Source organism: Aromatoleum toluclasticum ATCC 700605 (assembly GCF_000378245.1).
Lineage (GTDB): Bacteria > Pseudomonadota > Gammaproteobacteria > Burkholderiales > Rhodocyclaceae > Aromatoleum > Aromatoleum toluclasticum.
Genome location: NZ_KB899496.1, coordinates 235,107 through 258,724, shown reverse-complemented (window position 1 = coordinate 258,724; position 23,618 = coordinate 235,107). Strand labels below are relative to the sequence as shown.

Genomic DNA, 23,618 nt, shown 5'->3' with positions numbered 1-23,618 from the left:
GCCGGGATTCTCTCCCGCCCTTGATCATCAGTTACGGACGCTGGGCCAGTTCCGGAACGTTGCGGCGCGCCGAGCCGATGTACAGCTGGCGCGGGCGACCGATCTTGTATTCGGGATCGGTGATCATTTCTTCCCACTGGGTGATCCAGCCGACCGTGCGAGCCAGAGCGAAGATGCACGTGAACATCGACGTCGGGATACCCAGCGCCTTCTGGACGATGCCCGAGTAGAAGTCCACGTTCGGGTACAGCTTCTTCTCGACGAAGTACTCGTCTTCGAGCGCGATCTTCTCGAGCTCCTTCGCCAGCTTGAACAGGCGGTCGTTCTCGAGGCCCAGTTCGCCGAGGACGTCGGCGCAGACCTTGCCCATCAGCTTGGCGCGCGGGTCGAAGTTCTTGTACACACGGTGACCGAAGCCCATCAGCTTGAAGCTGTCGTTCTTGTCCTTCGCGCGCTTGATGTACTCGCCGACGCGCGACACGTCACCGATCTGCTCCAGCATGTTGAGGCAGGCTTCGTTCGCGCCGCCGTGCGCCGGGCCCCACAGGCAGGCGATGCCCGCCGAGATGCAGGCGAACGGGTTCGCTCCCGACGAGCCGGCGAGGCGGACAGTCGAGGTCGACGCGTTCTGCTCGTGATCGGCGTGCAGCGTGAAGATGACGTCGAGCGCGCGCACCAGCACCGGGTTCGGCTCGTACTTCTCGCACGGCGTACCGAACATCATGTGCATGAAGTTCGCCGTGTAGTCGAGGTCGTTGCGCGGGTACATGAAGGGCTGGCCCATGTTGTACTTGTAGGCCATCGCAACGATCGTCGGCAGCTTGGCGATCAGGCGGTTGATCGAGATGTTGCGGTGCGCCGCATCCGAGAAGTCCAGCGCCTCGTGGTAGAACGCCGACAACGCGCCAACGACGCCAACCATGACCGCCATCGGATGCGCGTCACGACGGAAGCCCGAGTAGAACTTCGTCATCTGGTCGTGCAGCATCGTGTGGTTCTTGATCGTCGTCTCGAACTCACCCTTCTGCGCGGTGTTCGGCAGCTCACCGTTCTTCAGGAGGTAGGCAACTTCGAGGAAGTTGCACTTCTCGGCCAGTTGCTCGATGGGATAACCCCGATACAGCAGCTCGCCCTTGTCACCGTCGATGAAGGTAATCGTGGACTTGCAGCTCGCGGTCGAAAGGAACCCGGAGTCGTAGGTGAAGAGACCGGTCTTGGCACCCAGGGTGCGGATGTCAATGACATCGTTCCCGTGGGTACCGGTCATCACCGGGAATTCGACGGTCTTGCCATCGACGGTAAGCGTTGCGGTGCGTTCAGTGCTCATAGGTCATCCCTTTTGCGTGCCCGTATTAACTACTAGCTCCCTGTAACGAGCGTCCTGCCGAGTCAGCGCTGACTCAGCAGTCCGATCATCTCCTTCCAGCGGTCGACCTCGCAGGCCGCGCTCCCGTTGACCATGGCCCACAGGTCATGGTCCTCGCAACGGAGCAGGTCCTCGAGGTCCGCCACCTGACCGTCGGTAAGACGGTCGAAGTCCCTTTCCAGAAAGCGTGCGAAGACGAGGTCGAGCTCCAGAAGAGCCCGACGACATTGCCAGCGCACGCGCCCCCGGTTGATGCTCATACAGCCCGGCTGACCATCATGTCCTTGATCTTGCCAATCGCGCGCGTCGGATTCAGACTCTTCGGGCACACGTCGACACAGTTCATGATGCTGTGGCAGCGGAACAGGCGGTACGGATCCTCGAGGTTGTCGAGACGCTCGCTCGTTGCCTCGTCGCGCGTGTCGGCGAGGAAGCGGTATGCCGCAAGCAGGCCCGCCGGCCCGACGAACTTGTCCGGGTTCCACCAGAACGACGGGCAGGACGTCGAGCAGCAGGCGCACAGGATGCACTCGTACAGGCCGTTGAGCTCCTCACGGTCTTCCGGTGATTGCAGGCGCTCGCGTTCGGGTGCCGGCGTCTCGTTGATCAGGTACGGCTTGATCGAGTGGTACTGCTTGAAGAACTGCGTCATGTCGACGATCAGGTCGCGGATCACGGGCAGCCCCGGCAACGGACGCAGCACGATCGGCTGCGGCAGACCGTCGATGTCGGTGAGGCACGCAAGCCGGTTCTTGCCATTGACGTTCATTGCGTCCGAACCGCAGACGCCTTCGCGGCAAGAACGGCGGAACGACAGCGAATCGTCCTGCGACTTCAGTCGAACCAGCACGTCGAGCAGTTTCTTGTCCGACGGTTCAAGTTCGAGGGTGTAGTCCTGCATGTACGGCTTGTCGTCCTTGTCCGGATCGTAGCGGTACATCTTCAATTGAATGGTGCGCTTGCTCATTTCAGTATTTCTCCCGCGCTCAGTAGGTACGCTTCGCGAGCGCGATCGGCTCGACATCGTGTGACAACGGCTTCATCGTCACCGGCTTGTATTCGAGCCGGTTCCCTTCGCTGTACCACAGCGTGTGCTTGAGCCATTCATTGTCGTTACGGCCATTCGGGAATTCCGACGTATCGGGTGCGTCATCGCGCACGTGCGCGCCGCGGGATTCCTTCCGGGCTTCGGCCGACACCATCGTCGCCTTCGCGACTTCGATCAGATTGTCGAGCTCGAGGGCTTCGGTGCGCGCCGTATTCCAGACCTTCGACTTGTCCTTGATCCCCGTGCGTTTGGCCCGTTCGGCCACCGCCAGGATCTGCGTGACACCTTCCTTCAGCAGGTTGTCGAAACGGAACACGCCCGCGTGTTTTTGCATCGTGCGACGCATCTCGAGGCCGACGTCGAACACGCTCTCGCCGTTGGTCTGACCTTCGAGGCGCGCGAGACGCGCGAGGGACATGTCTGCGGCATCGTCCGGCAGCGGCTTGAGGCTGAGATTCCCGCTAGTCAAATCCGCGACGACCGACTCACCCGCCGACTTGCCGAACACCAGCAGGTCGAGCAGCGAGTTGGTGCCGAGCCGGTTTGCTCCGTGCACCGATGCGCAGGCACATTCACCGGCCGCATAGAAACCGATGACCGGCGCGTTCGGATTGCCGCCCTTCGGTGCAACGACCTGGCCCTTGTAGTTCGTCGGGATACCGCCCATCTGGTAATGCGCAGTGGGCACAACCGGGATGGGAGCCTTGATCGGGTCGACGCCGGCAAACTGGATCGAGATCTCGCGGATGCCCGGCAGCCGCTTCATGATCGTTTCCGGCGACAAGTGCGTGATGTCCAGCAGCACGTGATCCTTGTCGGGACCGCAGCCGCGACCTTCATTGATCTCGGTGACCATAGAACGCGAAACGACGTCGCGCGATGCGAGGTCCTTGAGGTTCGGCGCATAACGCTCCATGAAGCGCTCGCCGGACGCGTTACGCAGAATGCCGCCTTCGCCGCGCACGCCTTCCGTAATCAGCACTCCGGCACCAAACACGCCCGTCGGGTGGAATTGCCAGAACTCCATGTCTTCGAGCGGAACGCCGGCGCGCGCTGCCATCCCGAGACCGTCGCCGGTGTTGATGAACGCGTTCGTCGAGCTGTGGAAGATGCGGCCGGCACCGCCAGTCGCGAAGATCGTCGCTTTGGCGTGGAAGATCGAGACTTCGCCCGTTTCCATTTCCAGCGCGGTCACGCCAAGGACGTCACCGTCCGCGTTGCGGATGAGATCGAGCGCCATCCACTCGACGAAGAACTGCGTATTGGCGCGCACGTTGCGCTGGTACAGCGCGTGCAGCATCGCATGGCCGGTACGGTCCGCCGCGGCACAGGAGCGCGAAACGGGCGACTGACCATAGTTCTGCGAGTGGCCGCCGAACGGGCGCTGGTAGATCTTGCCGTTATCGGTGCGGTCGAAAGGCATGCCGTAGTGTTCGAGTTCGACGACCACTTCGTTGGCCTTGCGGCACATGAATTCGATCGCATCCTGGTCACCCAGCCAGTCCGACCCCTTGACGGTGTCATACATGTGCCAATGCCAGTTGTCTTCCGTCGAATTGCCCAGCGACGCGGCGACGCCACCCTGGGCGGCGACGGTATGCGAACGGGTCGGAAACACCTTGGTCAGCACGGCGGTCTTCAGACCGGCTTCGGAAAGTTGCAGGGCCGCACGCAGACCGGCACCGCCGGCGCCAACGATAACTGCGTCAAAAGTACGCTTAGCGACAGTCACGCTCACAGCCTCCAAAGAATCTGCGCAGCCCAGCCGGCATAGCCGACGAGCAGGAAAATCGTTACAAGATGCAGGGCCAGACGCACACCGACCGGCTTGACGTAATCCATCCAGATGTCACGCACCCCGATCCAGGCGTGATAAAAGAGCGCGAGGAAGAACAGGAATGCGAAGAACCGCACGATGCCGTTACGGAACAGGCCGGACCAGACCTGATAGTTCATTTCCGGCAGGCCCAGCGCAGCGGCGGCAAAAAGGATGGTGAACACCACCATGAACAGCGCCGTTGCGCGCTGCGCGATCCAGTCGCGCAGCCCGTAGTGAGCGCCGACGACAATGCGATTTACCATAGCTTCACCCCAATCATCACGGTCAGCGCGATGCTGACAACCAGCACGATGCGCGAGCTGTTACGGGCCGACTGCAGGTCGATGCCCTTGTGAAGATCGAGCAGCAGGAAACGGATGCCGGCACAGAAGTGGTGCGTGTAGGCCCAGAGCAAACCCAACAGGAGAATCTTGACGAGCGGGTTGCCGACAACGCTCTTGTACGCCGCGAAGGACTCGGGCGAAGCGAGGCTGCGATCGAGCAGGTACAGGAGGAACGGCAGCATCAGGAACAGCCCTGCCCCGCTGACCCGATGAAGGATGGAAACGATACCCGGCAATGGGAGCCGGATTTCGTGCAGGGCCAGGAATTTGGGCCGCTGCTTTGGCGCTATGGCTTCTGACATATTGTTTACCCCTAATTTAGCGACGGTTGCCCGACGCGGTTCTCCCAACTTGCAAAGCGCGAGAATTATATACGCGGAATGTATTCATTCCGCCGCACCGCGCGCTCAATTCAGTTCATTCAGATAAAAATGCTCGGCCGTGGAATAAAGGCCGCGCCGCCATTCGACCGGCCTATCGCCATAGGTGTACGTCACCCGCTCGACCGACAGGAGCGGGGTACCTTCCTGTACCCGCAGCGTGTCGCTCGTCGACCGATCGGCCGCGACGGCACGAATCCGCTCTTGGGCGCGGATCATGCGCAACCCGAAGCGCGTTTCGAACAGGCTGTAGAGCGAGCCGTTCCAGCTCTGCAACACTTCGAGGGTCAGCCCCTGGAAAATCTCGCCCGGGAGATAGATCTCATCGATCACCACGGGCTTTTGCGCGAACCTCAGCAGGCGACGCACGATGATGATGGGTTCGCCCTGCTCGATGCCGAGCATGCGTGAAGCTTCCTGTCCCGCCTTGGCGCGCCAGCAGTCCATCGGCACGCTCTGGGGATGAGCGAGATCGCCATCCATCGGAACGAGACGCAGGAACCGGAACAGTGCGCGCGGGTCGTTATGCGACGCAACGAACGTGCCTTTGCCCTGCTTGCGCACGAGAAGGTTCTCGGCTGCCATCTCGTCTATCGCCTTGCGAACCGTTCCCTGGGAAACGCTGAATCGCGAGGCGAGCTCCTGCTCGCTCGGAATCACCTGCCCGGGGCGCCATTCGCCCGACTCAAGTGCCTGAAGAATCAGGCTCTTGATCTGCCGGTAAAGCGGACTGAAGGTTGGGGATTCCTGTGCCATGGGCGCATTTCATCACAAAATTTTCGAACCGTCCATTATCAGTCTGATGTCTTATATAAGACAAGTGACATTAATTGACACGCACCGGACTTGCTTCTACCATCCTCCCGCCCGGAACCCGCATTCAAGGTTTCCAAAGTCGAACGCCGAGCTGCAATCGCGGGCGCAACATCTACAATCAAAACCGTCTTCTCTTCAAATCGCTTTAGAGGGAGTACTCAGATGAGCAAAGCCCCCGTCCGTGTCGCTGTTACCGGCGCTGCCGGCCAGATCGGATACAGCCTGCTGTTCCGCATCGCCAGCGGCGAAATGCTGGGCAAAGATCAGCCCGTGATCCTGCAACTGCTCGATCTGCCGCAAGCCCAGAAGGCGGTCAAGGGCGTGATGATGGAGCTGGAAGACTGCGCCTTCCCGCTGCTCGCCGGCATGGTTGCGACCGACGACCCGAACGTCGCATTCAAGGATGCCGACTACTGCCTGCTCGTGGGTGCCCGTCCGCGCGGCCCCGGCATGGAGCGTGCCGACCTGCTGACCGCAAACGGCGCGATCTTCACGGTTCAGGGCAAGGCAATTGCCGAGAACGCCAAGGAGACTGTCAAGGTTCTCGTCGTCGGCAACCCGTGCAACACGAATGCCTACATCGCCGCTGCTGCTGCCAGGAAGGTCGGCCGCACCAACCCGAACAACTACCACGGCATGCTGCGCCTGGACCACAACCGCGCGCTGTCGCAGCTCGCCGCCAGGACCGGCCGTACGGTGTCGAGCCTGAAGAAGATGGTCGTGTGGGGCAACCACTCGCCCACGATGTACGCCGACTACCGCTTCTGCACGTCGAACGGCGATTCCGTCAAGGCACTCGTTAACGATCATGCCTGGAACAACGACGTCTTCCTGCCGACGGTCGGCAAGCGCGGTGCTGCGATCATCGACGCACGCGGCCTGTCGTCCGCTGCTTCGGCCGCAAACGCTGCGATCGATCACATGCACGACTGGGCCCTCGGCTCCGACGACTGGGTCACCATGGGAGTTCCGTCCGACGGTTCCTACGGCATTCCGGCCGGCGTCGTGTTCGGCTTCCCCTGCGAGTGCAAGAACGGCGAATTCAAGATCATCCAGGGTCTCGAGATCGACGAATATTCGCGTGAGAAGATCAACAAGACTCTCACCGAGCTCGAAGACGAGCGCGCAGCAGTTGCCGACATGCTGAAGTAATCCGCCGGCGCAAGCCTTCAGCGGAAAGCCGCGGCAATGCGCCGCGGCTTTTTTTTGCCCGCCAGTTTCAGCAGAATCGTGCTCCCGAGACATTTATGGACAAAGTCATGCAACACCCTGCCGACGTTCTTTTCGCCGGGGAAAAGCCCTTCCCCGCCCTCCCCGCCGTCGACCACTATGCCGGTTCTGAGAAGCTGATGCGCAAGGCCTTGCAGCTTCAGCAGGAACTCGGGCCGATTTTCGACGTGACGTGCGACTGTGAGGACGGCGCGCATGCCGGAGCGGAGGCCGAACACGCCACGATGGCAGCCGAAATGATCCTGTCGACGGACAATCGTTTCGGGCGCGTCGGAGCGCGCATTCACGACATCACCCACAGCCGCTGGAAGCAGGATCTCGAAATTCTCGTTGGACAGGCGGGCCGGCGCCTTGCCTTCATCACCTTGCCCAAGGTGCGCTCGGCGGCGGACGCAGGGGACCAGATTCAGGCCTTGCGCGAGATCGAGAAATCGAACGGAATCGACAAGCCGATTCCCGTTCACGTGCTGATCGAAACACATGGCGCACTGCACGAGGCGTGGGAGATCGCCGCCCTGGACAGCGTGGAGTCGCTCGATTTCGGACTCATGGACTTCGTGTCCGGACACCATGGAGCAATCCCGGGAAACGCAATGACTAGTCCGGGGCAATTCACTCACCCGCTCGTCGTCCGGGCGAAAGCGGAGATCGCGGCGGCGGCACTCGGCAACGGCGTCGTCCCGTCACATAACGTCACCACGGAACTCAAGGATCTCGAGTACATCCGCCGGGATGCCGAGCGCGCGCGCCGCGAGTTCGGCTATCTGCGAATGTGGAGCATCCATCCGAACCAGATCCGCCCCATCGTTGAGGCGATGCGCCCCGATTTTTCCGAGGTTGAAGCTGCCGTCGAGATTCTCGTCGGCGCCCAGGCTGTCGGCTGGGGTCCGACCCAGCACCATGGGAAGCTCCATGATCGGGCGTCGTATCGCTATTTCTGGGAACTGCTGTCCAGGGCCAAGGCGACGGGGATGACAATCGGGGACAACGCCGAGCAGCGCTTCTTTCGCTGAGGGCGCACGCGGGGCGTCCTCAGCGACTCGAGGGGAGAATTCAGCGCCCGCGAAACTGGCGGGGAGGCGGGGGAGGTGCGTCGCTCCGCTCTTCCTTGTGGCGGAAACTGATGCGGGCCTTCGTCAGATCGTACGGCGACAACTCGACGCTTACCTTGTCGCCGGCGAGAATCCGGATGCGATGCTTGCGCATTTTTCCTGACGCGTATGCCTGCACTTCCACCCCGTTCTCCAAGGTCACGCGGAAACGCGTATCGGGAAGCACTTCATTCACGACGCCTTCCATCTCCAGCAGTTCTTCCTTTGCCATTTCAACTCCTCGAAAACAGGCAATATCCGGCTGACCAACGGCCCATCCTCCGCACCCCGAGCGATCCCATTGCGAACGACTGCAATCAGGATGCACCGGAACGATCCAGACAAACGGAGCAATGCAAGACCGCAGGGCGACGACGTTTTCGCGGTGAGGTCGGGAATAACCGGCACAACCGGCAGAGCTTGCAACAGAACGAGTTTCCACCCGGAAACTTGTATGTGCAAATTATAGCGGAATGCTTCGCCACGCCCCAAATTGCGCCATTCCCGGGACGAATGTGCGTTGTGCACAGCCCGCTTTCTCTATAATGGAAAAATGACGGTCCCCGAAACCTTCCCCGAAACTTGCACGGTGTTCTTTGCCGACCTGGCCGGCAGCACCCAACTTTACGAGCGCGCAGGGGACGCCGCCGCTTACCGTCTTGTCGAGCAATGCCTGCTGGCGATGCGACAGGAGATTCAGGCCTGTGGCGGCCGAGTGATCAAGAATACCGGGGACGGACTGCTCGCCGTGTTCTCCGATCCGAACGGGGCGCCCGAGGCGGCGATAAGGATTCACTTCGTCGTTCAGGATCTTCCGCGCGCGTCCGGACAGAAGATGGCCGCTCGCGTCGCGTTCCACACCGGAACGGTGATAGTCAGCGAAGAAGATGTCTTCGGCGATACGGTGAATGTCGCGGCCCGTTTGCTCGAACTGGCGGCACCGGGGCGTGCGATAACATCGGAACAAAGTGCCCGGGAGCTGAAGCCCGAATGGCGCAATCTCCTGAACCCACTCCAGAGCAGAAGCTTGCGCGGCGTGTCGCGCCTGACGGCCCCATTCGAACTCGTCTGCGAATCAGTGGGTGATCTGACGGTCGTGCAGAGCGTGAAGCTCGACACCGAAGACGCGCCCGAATTGCGGTTGAGCATTGCGGACCGCGTGCTGACCCTGAATGCCCAAGTCCCGAGCGTCCGGCTGGGTCGTGGGGCCTCGTCGGAAATTCGCGTTACGGACACGCGGGCCTCCCGCGAACATGCCTACATCGAATTGCGCGGCGACAAATTCGTCCTCGTCGACCGGAGCAGCAACGGCACCTTTGTGGCCATTGACCGAGAACGTGAGTTCGTGCTCTCCCACGAGGAAGTGGTCCTGAGAAAACGCGGTCGTATCGCGCTGGGCCGATCGTCCTCCGAAAGTCACGACGTCATCGAATTCACCTGCCTGTAAGGTTCTCATTCGTGCGCTGACGCGCCCTCCCCGGCACCACCTCAGTGCTTGACGCAGTCGGCACGGCACGCCGCGCAGTCGCTCCTGTCCACCCGCTTTCCGAGCGCCTGCTGGAGCGCACACACTGACCGCCTGCAGCACACGACCGCTGCCCCTTCCTTGCTGGCCGCTTCGCGGAAGCGCTGCATCACGTTGTGCCCGAGGAAATCCGTAAAGAGGATCACCATGCCGATGCCGGCGGGCAGGGTCGCCGTACGGCGCTGGTGCGCGGTTTCGCGGCCGCTTACGTGCCCCGCAATGCGAATGCCGAATTCCGACAAGACATTTGGAATGTTGCCGAGGCGATCTGCTCCCACAATCAGTGCATCCATCTTATCCCTCATAGGTTATTGCGAATCATTCGCAACTATACTGCCCTCAATGGGAACTATTTGCAAGTAAGAATTGTTCTCGATAGTATTGCGCCATCGCCCCATGACAACGCAAGGGAACCACATGAACAAGACTCTCATCGCCTCCATCCTCACCGGCATCGGAGCACTCTCGACCCAGGCCATTGCAGCGGACGCAGAGCTCAACCTGTACTCGGCTCGCCATTACCAGACAGATGAGGCCTTGTATTCGAACTTCACGAAACAGACCGGCATCAAGATCAACCGGATCGAGGCCAAGGAAGACGAACTCCTCGAGCGCATCCGCAACGAGGGTGCGAACAGCCCGGCCGACGTTTTCATCACCGTCGATGCATCGCGCCTCGCGAAGGCCGACGAGCTCGGGATCTTCGCGCCGGTGAAGTCGAAGGTTCTCGAAGAGCGCATCCCCGCGAATCTGCGCGCCGAGAACTGGTACTCGTATTCGACGCGCGCCCGCGTGATCGTGTACAACAAGGACTCGGTCAAGGCTGACGACGTGCAGACCTACGAGAGCCTCGCTGCCCCCGCGCTCAAGGGCAAGGTGTGCTCGCGCTCGGGTAGCCACCCGTACAACATTTCTCTCGGAGCGGCTCTCGTGAAGCACAACGGAGCCGAAGCGACCGAGACCTGGGCAAGAAATGTGGTCGCGAATTTCGCTCGTGCCCCGAAAGGCGGCGATACAGACCAGATCAAGGCGGTGGCGGCAGGCGAGTGTGGCGTGACGATCGCCAACACGTATTATCTTGCGCGCCTGATGAACTCGGACAAGGCGGAGGACAAGGCCGTCGTCGCGAAGATCGGAACCGTGTGGCCGAACCAGAAGACGTGGGGCACGCACATCAACGTTTCCGGCGCGGGCATGCTGAAGAACGCCCCGAACAAGGGCGCTGCGGTGAAGTTCCTCGAGTACCTGGCGTCAGACGAAGCGCAGACCTACTTCGCCAACGGCAACAACGAATGGCCCGTCGTGGCAAGCGTAAAAGTCAGCAACCCGGCGCTCGACACGCTCGGCAAATTCAAGGCGGATGCCCTGCCCGTCGGCGAACTCGCCAACACCGCCGCCGAAGCGCAAAAAATCTACGACCGCGCCGGCTTCCGCTGATTGTCGGGCCTGCGACGGGGCGACCGCCCGTCGCAGGCTGACTGCAGATCAGAGGGCACGCAGGGAAAGGGCGACGCCTTCCGGTTTCCCCGGAAGGCGTCGTTTTTTTCATGCCGGCTTGGCAGCAACCTCAGGAAAATCCCGCTACGGACGGCGCACCTATTCGGACTGAGGCGTAGGCGTCGTGTTCGGCTTCGGGGAACGCTTGCGGAATTTACGCGCAGGCTTCTTGGCCGGGGCATCTTCGCCGGCTGGTGCCACCGCAGCAGCATTGTTCTTCGGCGGGCCTGCCGGCTTTTGCTGCGGGGGAGTCTTGCCTGGTCCGCCAGGCTTTTGCTGCCGCCCGCCCCCTGGCCGCGGGCCGCGGGAAGGCTTGGCCCCCAATCCCGTCGAGGGCGTCGGGCGCCTCAGGTTGGGGTCCGGAGCGCCTTCGCGATTTCCGGGGGCGAGACTGATCTCGAGTTCGTTGAGCTCGTCCCATTCGGCATCGGAGCGCTGATTGTCAGGAATCGCCAGCAGTTCCTGCAGGCGACGCCGCGGAGAAGTCGATTGCGGTGCATTCATTGTTGAATTATCCCATCGTTCGGGCGCGCCCGCTCCTGTTCTTGCTCAAAAAGTCTTGCCTGCAGCGGATACCCGGGACGCAGATCCCTTATGGCGAGTTCTTCACTTCGGGAAACGACGTGACACGCGCTCGACGATCGATCCTCGCGCCGCCACCTCGGTCGCCCCGGCCCGCTTTGCCGCCTCGAACGCCTCGGGGTCGTATTGCGGGCCAAAGACGATGATATCTACCAGGGGAAAGGTCGCGCGCAGCTGTGCAATGTGATCACACGCATTGCGTACCGCGAGATCCACCACGATGCAGTCGGGCGTTTCCGTGCCGCGCTTCTTGAGCATGGTCGCACCGGACGCCTTCCACTCGGACTCGAGTCGCATCCGGTTCATCAGATCATCACACCACAATAATATTTTAATTGGCATCCCGCGTCCTCACCTGTAACTTCATTGGAACCGCAATCTAGACTTCCGTCTCTTCAACCGTACGCCGGCTCCCGCGCGCGATCTGGCGCGAGATGATGAACATCGGCAACAGACCGACCGCAACGATCGTCACGGCAGCCGTCGATGCTTCGGCCAGCCGCTCATCCGATGCGAGCGTATGAGCCTGCGTCGCCAAGGTATCGAAATTGAACGGCCTCATCACGAGGGTTGCCGGCAATTCCTTCATTACATCGACAAAGACGAGCAGTCCGGCGGTGAGCAGGCTGCCGCGCAGGATCGGGACATGGATACGCTGCAGCGTGACCCACTTCCCGACGCCGAGGCTGCGGGATGCGTCATCCATGCTCGACGTGATCTTGCCCAGGCTCGTTTCGACCGTGTGCAGCGCGACGGAAAGAAAACGACCCAGGTAAGCATACACGAGCGCAGCGATGCCCCCGGTCAGGACGAGACCGGGGTTCACGCCCGTCACGCCCTGCCACCAGGCGGCGATCACATGATCGAGCCTCGTCACCGGAATCAGCACCCCGACCGCGATGACCGATCCCGGTACGGCATAACCGAGCCCGACGATGCGATTCAGCACGCGGGGCAGGCGCGTGCGTGCCAACCGCGCAGCGTAGCCGAGCAAGATCGCCAGCAGAACGGCAAGCAACGCCGTGACCAGCGCGAGCACAAAGCTGTTGCGCGCCAGTTGCACGAAGCGCGCGCCGAACTGGGCATCGCCGTCGACGATCGCCATGCGCACCAGCAGGAAGGCCGGCAGCAAGAAACCGAGAATAAGCGGCATCAGGCACGCGAGTGTCGCCACGAAGCCCAGCGGGCGCGACAGCTGGACGGGGATTGGCGTCATCTGCTGGCGCGAGGTGTTGTTGAACCGCGCCCGCCCGCGGCTTGCGTGCTCGAGAACCAGCACCAACACGACGAAGGCCAGCAGCATCGCGGAAAGCTGTGCTGCGGCGACGCGATCGCCAAGCGAGAACCAGGCGCGGTAGATGCCGGTCGTGAAGGTCTGCACGCCGAAGTAGGAGACCGTTCCGAAATCCGCGAGCGTTTCCATGAGTGCCAGAGCCGAACCGGCAACCACGGCAGGTCGGGCCAGGGGCAGCGAGACACGGAAGAAACTGGCCCAGGGCCCCAGGCCCAGCGAGCGCCCTGCTTCGAGCATTCCGGACGCGCGTTCGAGAAACGCGCTTCGTGCCAGAAGGTAGACGTACGGGTACAGGACGAACATGAACATCGCAACGGCACCGCCCACCGTGCGGACGTCGGGGAACCAGTAGTCGCCCGCCTTCCATCCGAAGACCTCGCGCAGCCCGCTTTGCAGGGGGCCCACGAACTGGAGGAAATCCGTGTAGACATAGGCCATTACGTAGGCCGGGACGGCGAGAGGCAGGACCAGTGCCCACTGGAAAAAGCGGCGCCCCGGAAACTCGGTCATGGTGGTCAGCCAGGCCGTCGCCACCCCTATCGTCGCCACACCCAGACCGACACCGGCACACAGGATCAGCGTATTGCGGATGAACTCCGGCAGAACCGTTGACGACAGGTGACTCCAGGTTCCGGCGGTCCCTCCGACGAGTACGTTCGAGAATACGGAGATCACCGGCATGGCGATCAACACGGAGATCAGCAGCGAGCCCGCAGTCAATGACGACCAGCGCTCGCGCAACCTTTCCAGCCCTTCCAGAAATCTCATCTCGCTCCCGACCGGGTCACGCCGCAAGGTCCATTCCGCGCGGCGGGCTATCGAGAATTATAATTCATCCCATTTCGGTTACCGCGATGCAATAATGGCCATCGCACTTTTCAACGCTGTATCGGATTCTCCATGTCCCATCTCGAGCTCGCCGGCATCGATCTGGCGTACGGCGGCCATCAAGTGGTCCGCAAGCTTTCATTCCGTCTCGAACAGGGCAGCATCGGCTGTCTGCTGGGACCCTCCGGCTGCGGCAAGACCACTGTCTTGCGTTGCATAGCGGGGTTCGAGCCCGTCATGGCTGGGCAGATCCGGCTCGACGGCAAGGCGGTGAGCGGGAGCGATCTGCATGTTCCGCCCGAGCGCCGACGCATCGGGATGGTGTTTCAGGATTACGCGCTGTTCCCCCACCTTTCGGTTTCCGACAATGTCGGCTTCGGCCTGCGCCACCTCGACGCGCAGCAGCGTCGCGAACGCATCGCCGAGTTGCTGCGCGTCGTGGGATTGGCCAGCCAGGGAAACAAGTATCCGCACGAGATGTCCGGAGGCCAGCAGCAGCGGGTCGCCCTGGCCCGCGCACTGGCTCCGCGCCCCAGCCTGCTGCTGCTCGACGAACCGTTCTCGAATCTCGATGTGGAACTGCGCGAACGCCTGTCCTTCGAGGTCCGCGACATCATCAAGGCGACGAACACCACAGCGATTCTCGTTACCCACGACCAGCACGAAGCCTTCGCGGTCGCGGACGAGATCGGGATCATGAACGAAGGGCGCATCCAGCAATGGGATACGCCGTACAACCTCTATCACCGCCCCGCCAATCGTTTCGTCGCCGATTTCATCGGACAGGGCGTGTTTCTGCAGGGGCTCGTGCTCAACGACCACCAGGTCAGGGTCGAACTCGGCACGCTGAACAGCGCCATCCCCGTGGAATGCGGCATCGGCTGCGGTAACTGCGACCGCGACTGCACGGTGTCGGTGCTCCTGCGGCCGGACGACATCGTGCATGATGACGCGAGCACCTTGCAGGCCGAGGTGGTGCATAAGGCCTTCCGGGGCGCGGACATCCTGTATACGCTGAAACTCGAGAGCGGCGCAAAGGTGTTGTCACTGGTGCCGAGCCACCACAACCATGCACTCGGCGAGCGGATCGGCATCCGGCTGGATGTCGATCACGTGGTGACCTTTCACGAGGGATCGGAAAACGCGGTGCAGGATCGGCCACTCGCCGGCCCCCTCCGGACGCAGTAATCCGACGTGATGATCCCCTGGCTCGCGGGCGCTCCACGATTTCCGCCGGTCGAGTCGGCGCTCGACGACCCGCCCGGCCTGCTCGCCGTGGGTGGCGATCTCGCCCCGGAATGGCTGCTCGCCGCATACCACCAAGGGATTTTTCCGTGGTACAGCGCAGGCGAACCGATACTCTGGTGGAGCCCGGATCCCCGGCTGGTGCTCGCTCCATCGGAGATGAAGATTTCCCGCTCACTGGGCCGGACCTTGCGCCAGCACCGCTTCGAGATCCGCTTCGATACGGCGTTCTCCGAGGTCGTCGCCGCATGTGCGGCACCACGCGGGCCCGGCGGGGGCACCTGGATCACCGAGGAGATGCAGGCCGCCTACCGCCGCATGCACGAACTCGGCTATGCGCACAGTGTCGAAGCGTGGTACGAAGGTTCGCTCGCGGGGGGGCTTTACGGCATCGGGCTGGGAAGGGCATTCTTCGGGGAGTCGATGTTCAGCCGTCGCACGGATGCGTCGAAGGTCGCCTTGGCACACCTGGCCCGCTACCTCGAGTCGAGGGATTTCGCCGTGATCGATTGCCAGATGACGACCACGCACCTGCTCTCGCTCGGCGCCTTCGAGATCGATCGCGCCGAATTCCGCGCCGGTCTGGAAATCTGGACGCGGCAGGGGGACGGACCGGGATGCTGGCCCGAAGACGCGGGCCGGGGATTGTTCTAGGCACACACTCGCAAACATGCAGAAAGACTATCCGTACGCACTCATCCAGTTTTACGCGACGGCGCCTTATGCTTGCTCTTACCTTCCGGAACGGGTGGCACGTTCCCAGGTCGCGACCCCCGGACACCTCATCGACACGGCCGTATACAGCGAACTCGTCCGTAACGGCTTCCGACGCAGCGGCATGTTCACGTACCGCCCCTACTGCGATCATTGCCGCGCCTGCGTGCCGGTGCGGATTCCGGTGGCTGCGTTTGTTCCCGATCGCAGCCAGCGGCGAAGCTGGGCGCGGCACTGCGCGCTCGAGGCGCACGAGCGGGATCTCTCGTTTTCCGAAGAGCACTATGCCCTCTATCAACGTTACCAGGGTTCGCGACACGCGGGCGGAGGGATGGACCAGGACAACCGCGAGCAGTACGCGCACTTCCTGTTGCAGAGCCAGGTCGACACGCGCGTCGTCGAGTTCCGCGAGCGGGGTGTCCTGCGCATGGTCAGCGTGATCGACCGCCTCAGCGACGGCCTGTCGAGCGTCTATACTTTCTTCGATCCGGACGACCCGAAGGCCAGTTACGGGACCTACGGCGTGCTGTGGCAGATCGAAGTGTGCCGCCGCCTGCGCCTTCCCTACCTCTACCTGGGATACTGGATCAAGAACAGCCGGAAGATGACGTACAAGATCCGCTTCCACCCCCTCGAAGGACGTATCCGGGGCGAATGGCGCCTCCTCGATCCGCTGACGGATTCGGAATCGGAATAGTAAACCGGATGCATGCCGGCCGCGGGCGGGCGCCGTCTTCGGAAATCCGGGGGGCGAGGTGCCGCGCGAAACGGTAGAATTCGCGGATGCTATACGATATCGCCCGCCCCATCCTGTTCTCGCTCGACGCGGAAACAGCTCACGAATTTTCCCTTGCCGCCCTCAACCTCACCGGCCGCTTCCTTCCGGCAGGCAGACCGGCGCAGTCCGATCCGGTCGAGGTCATGGGACTCAGCTTTCCCAATCGCATCGGCCTCGCAGCGGGACTGGACAAGAACGGCGAAGCCATAGACGGCCTGGCGCGCTTTGGCTTCGGTTTCATCGAGATCGGCACGGTCACCCCGCGGCCGCAGCCCGGAAATCCCCGCCCGCGGCTGTTTCGCCTGCCCGAGGTGCGCGGCATCATCAACCGCATGGGGTTCAATAACCACGGCGTCGACGCGCTGGTCGCGAACGTCGGTGCAGCGAAATTCAAGGGCATCCTGGGAATCAACATCGGCAAGAATTTCGACACGCCGATCGAGAATGCCGCCGACGACTACCTGGCCTGCCTCGACAAGGTATATGCGCTGGCGAGCTACGTGACGGTCAACATTTCCTCGCCGAACACCAAGAATCTCCGCCAGTTGCAGGGCGAGTCGGAACTGGACGACCTGCTCGGCCGGCTTAAGGAGCGGCAGGCACGATTGGCGGACAAACACGGCCGTTACGTGCCGCTGACTCTGAAGATCGCACCGGACCTGGAGCCGGCCCAGGTGATCAACATCGCCGACGCCCTGCGGCGCCATCGTATCGACGGCGTGATCGCGACGAACACCACGATCTCGCGCGAAAAGGTGCAAGGCGTGCGTTACGGCGAGCAGCAGGGCGGCCTGTCCGGCGCGCCGGTGTTCGAAGCCTCGACCGCAGTGGTCGCCCAACTGGCGCAGGCGCTCGCCGGCGAACTTCCGATCATCGCGGCCGGTGGCGTGCTCGACGGGCGTGCCGCGCGCGCGAAGCTCGATGCCGGGGCGAAATTGGTGCAGCTATACAGCGGCCTGATCTATCGCGGACCGGGGCTCGTGCAGGAGTGTGTGCGGGCAAGCTCGGATTTTGGCACGGACCGCTGACGCAGGCGCTTGATGCTGCTTCAAAGCATATGCCTATAACCCGCTCAGGCTTGAGCGGGACATAACGGCGGGACATAATCCCGCGGATACCAACCGGTTCTCGAACATGACCAGCTACATCTTCATCGTCATCGGCGCTGTTCTCGTGAATAACGTCGTCTTCGTCCGGATTCTCGGCCTGTGCCCGTTCATGGGCGTGTCCAAGAAGCTGGAAACCGCGATCGGCATGGGCGCGGCGACGACCTTCGTGCTTACCCTGGCATGCGGAACGAGCTACCTGATCGATCATTACCTGCTGGAACCGTTCGATCTCGCATTCATGCGCACCCTTGCGTTCATCGTCGTCATCGCGGCGATCGTGCAGCTCACCGAACTGGTCATCCAGAAGACCAGCCCGGTCCTTCACCAGGTTCTCGGGATCTATCTTCCGCTGATCACGACGAACTGCGCGGTGCTGGGCATTCCGCTGCTGAACGTCGGCCTCCGGCATAATCTGCTGGAGTCCCTTCTGTTCGGCTTCGGCTCGTCGATCGGCTTCACCATGGCCCTGATCCTGTTTGCGGGGATTCGCGAACGTCTCGACGGCGCTGACGTCCCCGTCCCGTTCCGCGGAACGGCCATCGCGATGGTCACGGCCGGATTCATGAGCCTGGCCTTCATGGGCTTCGCCGGACTGGACCGTTTTCACTAGAACTCGTCGTCGAACCCTCATCCCACTCTGACCCGGCGCAGGTGGAACATTCCGGCAACGGACTGCTCCCCGACGCTTCGAACTCGGCACTCACTCCATGTTGATCGCCATCCTCATCATGACAGGCATCGCCATCGTGCTCGGCGCAGCACTGGGCTACGCGTCGATCCGCTTCAAGGTCGAAGGCGATCCGCTGGTCGAGAAGATCGACGCCATTCTTCCCCAGACCCAGTGCGGTCAGTGCGGCTACCCGGGCTGCAAGCCCTACGCGCAAGCCATCTCGAACGGGGAAGCGGACATCAACCAGTGCCCGCCGGGCGGCGAAGAGGGAATCCGCAAGCTCGCCGACCTGCTGGGGCGTGAGGTCAAGCCGCTCTCCGAAGAACACGGCACGGAGAAACCGAAATCGGTCGCGCGTATCGACGAACAGGTGTGCATCGGATGCACCCTGTGTATTCAGGCCTGCCCGGTCGATGCGATCGTCGGTGCCGCAAAGCAGATGCACACGGTGGCGGCGGCGCTTTGCACCGGGTGCGAGCTGTGCATTGCACCCTGCCCGGTCGACTGCATCTCGATGGTGCCTGTTGCGGCGACCGTCGAAACGTGGAAATGGAACTATCCGGTGCATAAATTGAGGTCCGTGGCATGATCAACCGCCTTTTCGGTTTCAAGGGTGGAGTCAAGCCCGAATCGCACAAGGACGAGTCGTCCGGGGCTCCGATCCAGAAGGCGCCGCTGCCGAAGCGGCTCGTCATTCCGCTGCGCCAGAGCATCCGTTCAACTGCGCGATGTCTCGTCGAGCCGGGGCAGAAGGTGCTCAAGGGCGAGCACATCGGCGAAGGCGAAGGCGGCCTCGGGACGAGCGTGCACGCCTCCACCTCGGGCACTGTCGTGGAAATCGCGCCGTATCCCATGGCGCACGCCTCGGGTCTCGAAACCCTGTCGGTGGTGATCGAACCGGACGGGGAAGACCGCTGGATAGACCATACGCCGCTCGATTTGCGCACGGTGTCCCGCGAGGAAGCGCTCGCCTGGCTGCGCGGCTGCGGCATCGTCGGCATGGGTGGCGCAGGCTTCCCGACCCACGTGAAGCTCGGGGGCGGACGGGGAATCGACACGCTGGTCATCAACGGTGCGGAATGCGAACCCTGGATCACCTGCGACGACCGCCTCATGCGCGAGCGCGCACCGGAGGTACTGTCGGGAGCGATGATCCTGCGCGAGCTGATCGGGGCGAAGCAGGTACGGGTCGGCATCGAGGACAACAAGCCGGAAGCGATCGCCGCGATGCAGGCGGCGGCGAGCGGACTGGGCGACGCAGTCGCGGTGGTTCCGGTTCCCACGCTCTACCCGGCGGGGGGCGAGAAGCAGCTGATCCGGGTACTGACCGGCGTCGAGATCCCGCAAGGCAAGCTCGGCACCGATTTCGGTGTCCAGTGCTTCAACGTCGGGACCGCTCACGCCGTGCACCGCGCGATCCGCTTCGGCGAGCCACTCGTTTCCCGCGTCGTGACACTGACCGGCAACGTCGCGCGTCCCGGAAACTATGAAGTGCTGCTCGGCACCCAGGTTGCAGAGCTGCTCCAGCTGGCGGGCCCGAAAGCGGATACGGACCGCTACCTCATGGGTGGTCCGATGATGGGAACCGAGTTACAGAGCCTCTCGGTTCCGGTAACCAAGGGCACGAACTGCATCATCTCCGCCTCGCCTGCGCTCTTCCCGCCGCCGCCGCCCGAACTGCCGTGCATCCGCTGCGGCGCCTGCGCACGCGCCTGCCCGGCCGAACTTCAGCCGTTTGAGCTGTACTGGTTCTCGCGCGCGAAGAATTTCGGCAAGGCGCAGGAGTACCACCTGTTCGACTGCATCGAATGCGGCTGCTGCGCATTCGTGTGTCCTTCGCGCATTCCGCTGGTCGATTACTACCGCTTTGCCAAGGGCGAGATCTGGGCGCGCGAACGCGAACGGCAGGCTTCCGACCTGGCGCGCGAGCGCTTCGAGTTCCGCAATTTCCGCCAGGAACGCGAAAAGGAGGAAAAAGCCGCCAAGCTTGCAGCGAAGGCCGCCGAAACTCGCGCGAAACTGACCGAATCGGGGGAGACGCCGGCCCCGTCCGCCGAGCCCGAAGACCCCAAGAAGGCCTTGGTCGCCGCCGCGCTGGCCCGTGCCAAACAACAGCAGGCGGCGGTAACGCCCAGGAACACCGACGGCCTGAATGCGGACGTGCAGGCAGAGATCGCCGATATCGACGCGCGCCGCGAGAAGCTCAACCAGCAAGACGCCGACAAGGCGCCGTGACATGATCAATTCTCCGTACATCCGCAAACCAGCCAGCGTCCAGGGGGTGATGCTGGCGGTCCTCACCGCGCTGATCCCCGCGATCGTCGTATACGCGTGGCAGATCGCTGCGGTCGTGCTCGTCAACCTTGCAATCGCGACGATTGCGGCGCTGGCCGGCGAGGCACTGGTGCTCAAGCTGCGCGGCAGGCCCCTCGCACCCGCATTGTCCGATTTGTCTGCGGTGGTCACGGCGTGGCTGCTTGCGCTGTGTTTCCCCCCCATCCTCCCGTGGTGGGCCACCGTACTCGGCGTGCTGATCGCGATCGTAGCGGTGAAGCATCTCTATGGCGGGCTCGGACAGAACCCGTTCAACCCGGCGATGGTTGCGTACTGCGCAATGATCGTTGCCTTCCCTGCCCTCATGTCGAAGTGGCCCGCCGCCGGCCAGCTGGACTTCACGACGCAGCTGGGGCTGGTACTGGGCAGTGCACGCGAGCTCGACGCCATCACGAGCGCCACCGCGCTCGATACGATCAAGACGGGACTCCGGACCGCGGGGGCAACGGTTCAGTCCATCATGAGCCAGGGCAACTTCGGCCTCGTGAGCGGCCGAGGGTGGGAATGGCTAGCACCGGCGTACGCCCTCGGTGGCTTGTATCTGCTGGCGCGGGGAATCATCACCTGGCACATGCCCGCTGCCTTCCTCGGCGCGCTCGCGGCAATCTCGGCGGCATTCTGGGCTGCCGATCCCGCACATTACGCGTCGCCGCTGTTCCACCTCGCGAGCGGCGGCGCCATGTTGGGGGCGTTCTTCATCGTCACGGATCCCGTCTCGGGCGCGACCACCCCTCGCGGCAAGCTGATCTTCGCCGCCAGCATCGCCTTGCTCGCCTATGTCATCCGTGCCTTCGGCTCCTTCCCCGAGGGCGTCGCCTTTGCGGTGCTTCTGCTGAACATCTGCGTGCCGCTGATCGACATGAACACGCAACCGCGAGTCTTCGGACACAGGGGAGACAAGGCACGATGAGCGCCCGTTACACTGCGGCACGGACTTCCGTGCGTACGGCCGGCATCATGGTCTTGTTCACCATGGCCTTCACGGCGCTCATGTCGGGGACTTTCGAACTCACCCGTCCGGCGATCGAGGCTTCTGCGCTGGAAGGGAAGATGCGCCTGATCAGGGAGGTGCTGCCGCCCTCCTCCTACGACAACGTGCTGATCGAGGATTCCGTCGCGCTCGGCCCGACCCCGGAACTCGGTCTCGACCAGGGCGGACATGTTTTCCGCGCGCGCCTCGCCGGCCAGCCCGCCGCGCTGGTGATGGAGGTTGTCGCACCCGACGGCTACGCCGGGCGGATCCAGCTGGTGATGGCCGTCGGCGTCGACGGGCGCGTGAGCGGCGTCCGCGTCACGGGACACAGGGAAACCCCGGGCTTGGGCGACTACATCGATCCGAACAAGGACCGCAACAAGTCGCAACCCTGGATTGGACAATTTACCGGCGTCTCGTTTACGGACGTCGGGCTCGACAAATGGAAAGTCAAACGCGATGGCGGCATCTTCGCCTACCGCAGTGGCGCAACGATCAGCGCCCGCGCGGTGACGAACGCGACTGCGCGGGCCGTCGACTACGCAATCCGCCAACGCGATGCGCTGTTCGCCGTTCAGGCGGGCGGAAGACTCTGACGGAGAACGGTGAATGAATCTGCAAAGCTTTCGCGAAGCGGCCTGGAACGGCCTGTGGCGCCAGAATACGGGCCTCGTGCAGCTGCTTGGTCTGTGCCCCATCCTGGCCGTGAGCACGAGCATCGTGAACGCGGCGAGCCTGGGCTTGGCCACCGTGATGGTGATGGCGGTGTCGAACCTCGCCGTCGCATCGCTGCGTAACTTCATTCCCTACGAGATCCGCATCCCGGTCTTCATCCTGATCATTGCGGCGCTGACCACGGTCGTCGACCTCGCCTTCAACGCGTACTTCCACGAGCTCTATCTGGTGCTGGGGATCTTCATCCCCCTGATCGTCACGAACTGCATCGTGCTGGCGCGCGTGGAGGCCTATGCGGCGAAGAACGATCCGGTTTCCTCGACGGTCGACGGCATCATGATGGGCCTGGGTCTTGTTTCCCTTCTTTCCGTGCTGGGCGGACTGCGTGAATTGGCGGGCAATGGCACATTGTTCTCCGGTATCGAGATGATCTTCCCGGGACTTTCTCCGATCTCCGTGTTCGGCCCCGACTATCCGGGCTTCCTGATTGGTATCCTCCCCCCCGGAGCTTTCTTCGCTCTCGCCTGCCTGATCGCGTTGTCGAACGTAATCCGCAGCCGCGCGGCGAAAAGGAAGGCCAGGGCGCAGGGGCCGATGGAGCCGGCAGCCGACCAGCCTGCGTCCGCGGCCTGATTCCGGCGGCAGGAATGAAACGGGAGTCCATCCGCGAGTTCTTTCGCCGTCTCGCCGAAGCAAACCCGCAGCCAACGACCGAGCTCGAATACGGATCGCCGTTCCAGTTGCTGGTCGCCGTGGTCCTGTCTGCCCAGGCGACCGACAAGAGCGTGAATCTTGCGACGCGAGGCCTGTTCGCGGACGCCCCGACGCCGGAAGCGATCATCACGCTGGGCGAGGAAGGCGTCGCCGCGCATATCCGTACCATCGGCCTGTATCGCAACAAGGCGAGGAACGTCGTTGCGCTGTCGCACCTGCTGCTCGAACGCCATGGCGGCGAGGTGCCGCGCGACCGAAGCGCTCTGGAGGCGCTGCCCGGCGTCGGCCGAAAGACCGCCAATGTGGTACTGAACACGGTGTTCGGCGAGCCCGTGATGGCTGTCGACACGCACATCTTCCGCCTTGCGAACCGTACCGGGCTGGCGCCCGGAAAGGATGTGCTTGCCGTGGAGCATGCCCTGATGCGACGCGTGCCCAAGGATTATCTGCGTGACGCCCACCACTGGCTCATCCTGCACGGCCGTTACGTGTGCACCGCGCGCAAGCCCAGGTGCGGCGAGTGCCTCGTGCGCGACTTGTGCGACTTCCGCGACAAAACCGCCTAACCCACCACCGACCGAGACGA

Annotated in this window: 27 protein-coding genes; 15 read left to right on the top strand and 12 right to left on the bottom strand. The window is 62.8% G+C overall.

Annotated features, from left to right (window positions below; all coding sequences use genetic code 11):
• Nucleotides 1–31: 31 nt before the first annotated feature.
• The 7 genes from gltA to F464_RS0112435 form a co-directional block, all read right to left on the bottom strand.
• A complete protein-coding gene (gene gltA, locus F464_RS0112465; RefSeq protein ID WP_018990154.1) occupies nt 32–1,327 on the bottom strand; it encodes a citrate synthase in 1,296 nt (431 codons plus the stop codon).
• Between the two features lie 62 nt (nt 1,328–1,389).
• The gene (locus F464_RS0112460) at nt 1,390–1,626 is read right to left on the bottom strand and encodes an FAD assembly factor SdhE (protein WP_018990153.1); all 237 of its coding nucleotides are present in this window, start codon (nt 1,624–1,626) and stop codon (nt 1,390–1,392) included.
• Entirely contained in the window at nt 1,623–2,333 is a 711-nt protein-coding gene (locus tag F464_RS0112455; protein ID WP_018990152.1) for a succinate dehydrogenase iron-sulfur subunit, read from the bottom strand. Before F464_RS0112455 ends, F464_RS0112460 begins: the two co-directional genes overlap by 4 nt.
• A 19-nt stretch (nt 2,334–2,352) precedes the next feature.
• On the bottom strand, nt 2,353–4,146 hold the full coding sequence (sdhA, locus tag F464_RS0112450; protein WP_026295955.1) for a succinate dehydrogenase flavoprotein subunit: 1,794 nt from the start codon (nt 4,144–4,146) through the stop codon (nt 2,353–2,355).
• Nucleotides 4,147–4,148: 2 nt separating this feature from the next.
• Nucleotides 4,149–4,496: a succinate dehydrogenase, hydrophobic membrane anchor protein gene (gene sdhD, locus F464_RS0112445; RefSeq protein WP_018990150.1), complete on the bottom strand. Its 348-nt coding sequence runs from the start codon at nt 4,494–4,496 to the stop codon at nt 4,149–4,151.
• Nucleotides 4,490–4,879: a succinate dehydrogenase, cytochrome b556 subunit gene (gene sdhC / locus F464_RS0112440; protein ID WP_026295954.1), complete on the bottom strand. Its 390-nt coding sequence runs from the start codon at nt 4,877–4,879 to the stop codon at nt 4,490–4,492. The genes sdhD and sdhC overlap by 7 nt, the downstream gene beginning before the upstream one ends.
• A gap of 105 nt (nt 4,880–4,984) precedes the next feature.
• Nucleotides 4,985–5,713 (bottom strand): GntR family transcriptional regulator, encoded by a 729-nt coding sequence (locus tag F464_RS0112435; protein WP_018990147.1) that lies wholly within the window; start codon nt 5,711–5,713, stop codon nt 4,985–4,987.
• A gap of 222 nt (nt 5,714–5,935) precedes the next feature.
• Here F464_RS0112435 and F464_RS0112430 point away from each other — a divergent pair, with 222 nt between their 5' ends.
• Both F464_RS0112430 and F464_RS0112425 read left to right on the top strand, forming a co-directional pair.
• Complete coding sequence (locus tag F464_RS0112430; protein ID WP_018990146.1) at nt 5,936–6,925, top strand: malate dehydrogenase; 990 nt, start codon at nt 5,936–5,938, stop codon at nt 6,923–6,925.
• Between the two features lie 95 nt (nt 6,926–7,020).
• Nucleotides 7,021–8,016 (top strand): HpcH/HpaI aldolase/citrate lyase family protein, encoded by a 996-nt coding sequence (locus F464_RS0112425; protein WP_018990145.1) that lies wholly within the window; start codon nt 7,021–7,023, stop codon nt 8,014–8,016.
• 40 nt (nt 8,017–8,056) lie between these two features.
• On the opposite strand, the gene infA is transcribed toward F464_RS0112425, so the two are convergent.
• The gene (gene infA / locus F464_RS0112420) at nt 8,057–8,326 is read right to left on the bottom strand and encodes a translation initiation factor IF-1 (RefSeq protein WP_018990144.1); all 270 of its coding nucleotides are present in this window, start codon (nt 8,324–8,326) and stop codon (nt 8,057–8,059) included.
• Nucleotides 8,327–8,647: 321 nt separating this feature from the next.
• Between infA and F464_RS0112415 the strand changes: the two genes are divergently transcribed.
• Entirely contained in the window at nt 8,648–9,541 is an 894-nt protein-coding gene (locus tag F464_RS0112415) for an adenylate/guanylate cyclase domain-containing protein (protein ID WP_018990143.1), read from the top strand.
• 41 nt (nt 9,542–9,582) lie between these two features.
• Here the strand turns inward: F464_RS0112415 and F464_RS0112410 are convergent, their stop codons facing one another.
• Entirely contained in the window at nt 9,583–9,912 is a 330-nt protein-coding gene (locus tag F464_RS0112410; RefSeq protein ID WP_018990142.1) for a DUF2325 domain-containing protein, read from the bottom strand.
• Nucleotides 9,913–10,036: 124 nt separating this feature from the next.
• Between F464_RS0112410 and F464_RS0112405 the strand changes: the two genes are divergently transcribed.
• Nucleotides 10,037–11,056, top strand: a complete 1,020-nt coding sequence (locus tag F464_RS0112405) for a Fe(3+) ABC transporter substrate-binding protein (protein ID WP_018990141.1) — start codon at nt 10,037–10,039, stop codon at nt 11,054–11,056.
• Between the two features lie 159 nt (nt 11,057–11,215).
• Here F464_RS0112405 and F464_RS30335 read toward each other — a convergent pair whose 3' ends face one another.
• The 3 genes from F464_RS30335 to F464_RS0112395 form a co-directional block, all read right to left on the bottom strand.
• Complete coding sequence (locus tag F464_RS30335; protein ID WP_084600488.1) at nt 11,216–11,620, bottom strand: hypothetical protein; 405 nt, start codon at nt 11,618–11,620, stop codon at nt 11,216–11,218.
• A gap of 102 nt (nt 11,621–11,722) precedes the next feature.
• The gene (locus F464_RS0112400; protein WP_228216519.1) at nt 11,723–11,956 is read right to left on the bottom strand and encodes a hypothetical protein; all 234 of its coding nucleotides are present in this window, start codon (nt 11,954–11,956) and stop codon (nt 11,723–11,725) included.
• A gap of 121 nt (nt 11,957–12,077) precedes the next feature.
• A complete protein-coding gene (locus F464_RS0112395) occupies nt 12,078–13,760 on the bottom strand; it encodes an ABC transporter permease (protein WP_051092283.1) in 1,683 nt (560 codons plus the stop codon).
• 132 nt (nt 13,761–13,892) lie between these two features.
• Here F464_RS0112395 and F464_RS0112390 point away from each other — a divergent pair, with 132 nt between their 5' ends.
• The 11 genes from F464_RS0112390 to nth all read left to right on the top strand — a co-directional run bounded on the left by F464_RS0112390 (nt 13,893) and on the right by nth (nt 23,598).
• On the top strand, nt 13,893–15,008 hold the full coding sequence (locus F464_RS0112390) for an ABC transporter ATP-binding protein (RefSeq protein WP_018990138.1): 1,116 nt from the start codon (nt 13,893–13,895) through the stop codon (nt 15,006–15,008).
• A gap of 9 nt (nt 15,009–15,017) precedes the next feature.
• Nucleotides 15,018–15,719, top strand: a complete 702-nt coding sequence (gene aat, locus F464_RS0112385; RefSeq protein WP_018990137.1) for a leucyl/phenylalanyl-tRNA--protein transferase — start codon at nt 15,018–15,020, stop codon at nt 15,717–15,719.
• A gap of 16 nt (nt 15,720–15,735) precedes the next feature.
• Nucleotides 15,736–16,476: an arginyltransferase gene (locus F464_RS0112380; RefSeq protein WP_018990136.1), complete on the top strand. Its 741-nt coding sequence runs from the start codon at nt 15,736–15,738 to the stop codon at nt 16,474–16,476.
• A gap of 86 nt (nt 16,477–16,562) precedes the next feature.
• Complete coding sequence (locus F464_RS0112375; RefSeq protein WP_018990135.1) at nt 16,563–17,585, top strand: quinone-dependent dihydroorotate dehydrogenase; 1,023 nt, start codon at nt 16,563–16,565, stop codon at nt 17,583–17,585.
• A 106-nt stretch (nt 17,586–17,691) separates the two neighbouring features.
• A complete protein-coding gene (gene rsxA, locus F464_RS0112370) occupies nt 17,692–18,276 on the top strand; it encodes an electron transport complex subunit RsxA (RefSeq protein WP_018990134.1) in 585 nt (194 codons plus the stop codon).
• 97 nt (nt 18,277–18,373) lie between these two features.
• The gene (rsxB, locus tag F464_RS0112365) at nt 18,374–18,925 is read left to right on the top strand and encodes an electron transport complex subunit RsxB (protein ID WP_018990133.1); all 552 of its coding nucleotides are present in this window, start codon (nt 18,374–18,376) and stop codon (nt 18,923–18,925) included.
• Complete coding sequence (gene rsxC / locus F464_RS0112360; protein WP_018990132.1) at nt 18,922–20,571, top strand: electron transport complex subunit RsxC; 1,650 nt, start codon at nt 18,922–18,924, stop codon at nt 20,569–20,571. Before rsxB ends, rsxC begins: the two co-directional genes overlap by 4 nt.
• 1 nt (nt 20,572) lies before the next feature.
• Nucleotides 20,573–21,580 (top strand): RnfABCDGE type electron transport complex subunit D, encoded by a 1,008-nt coding sequence (locus F464_RS0112355; protein ID WP_018990131.1) that lies wholly within the window; start codon nt 20,573–20,575, stop codon nt 21,578–21,580.
• Entirely contained in the window at nt 21,577–22,239 is a 663-nt protein-coding gene (locus tag F464_RS0112350) for an RnfABCDGE type electron transport complex subunit G (protein WP_018990130.1), read from the top strand. The genes F464_RS0112355 and F464_RS0112350 overlap by 4 nt, the downstream gene beginning before the upstream one ends.
• Nucleotides 22,240–22,252: 13 nt before the next feature.
• Nucleotides 22,253–22,951: an electron transport complex subunit E gene (locus F464_RS0112345; protein WP_018990129.1), complete on the top strand. Its 699-nt coding sequence runs from the start codon at nt 22,253–22,255 to the stop codon at nt 22,949–22,951.
• 14 nt (nt 22,952–22,965) lie between these two features.
• Nucleotides 22,966–23,598: an endonuclease III gene (gene nth, locus F464_RS0112340; protein ID WP_018990128.1), complete on the top strand. Its 633-nt coding sequence runs from the start codon at nt 22,966–22,968 to the stop codon at nt 23,596–23,598.
• The last annotated feature ends 20 nt before the right edge of the window (nt 23,599–23,618 follow it).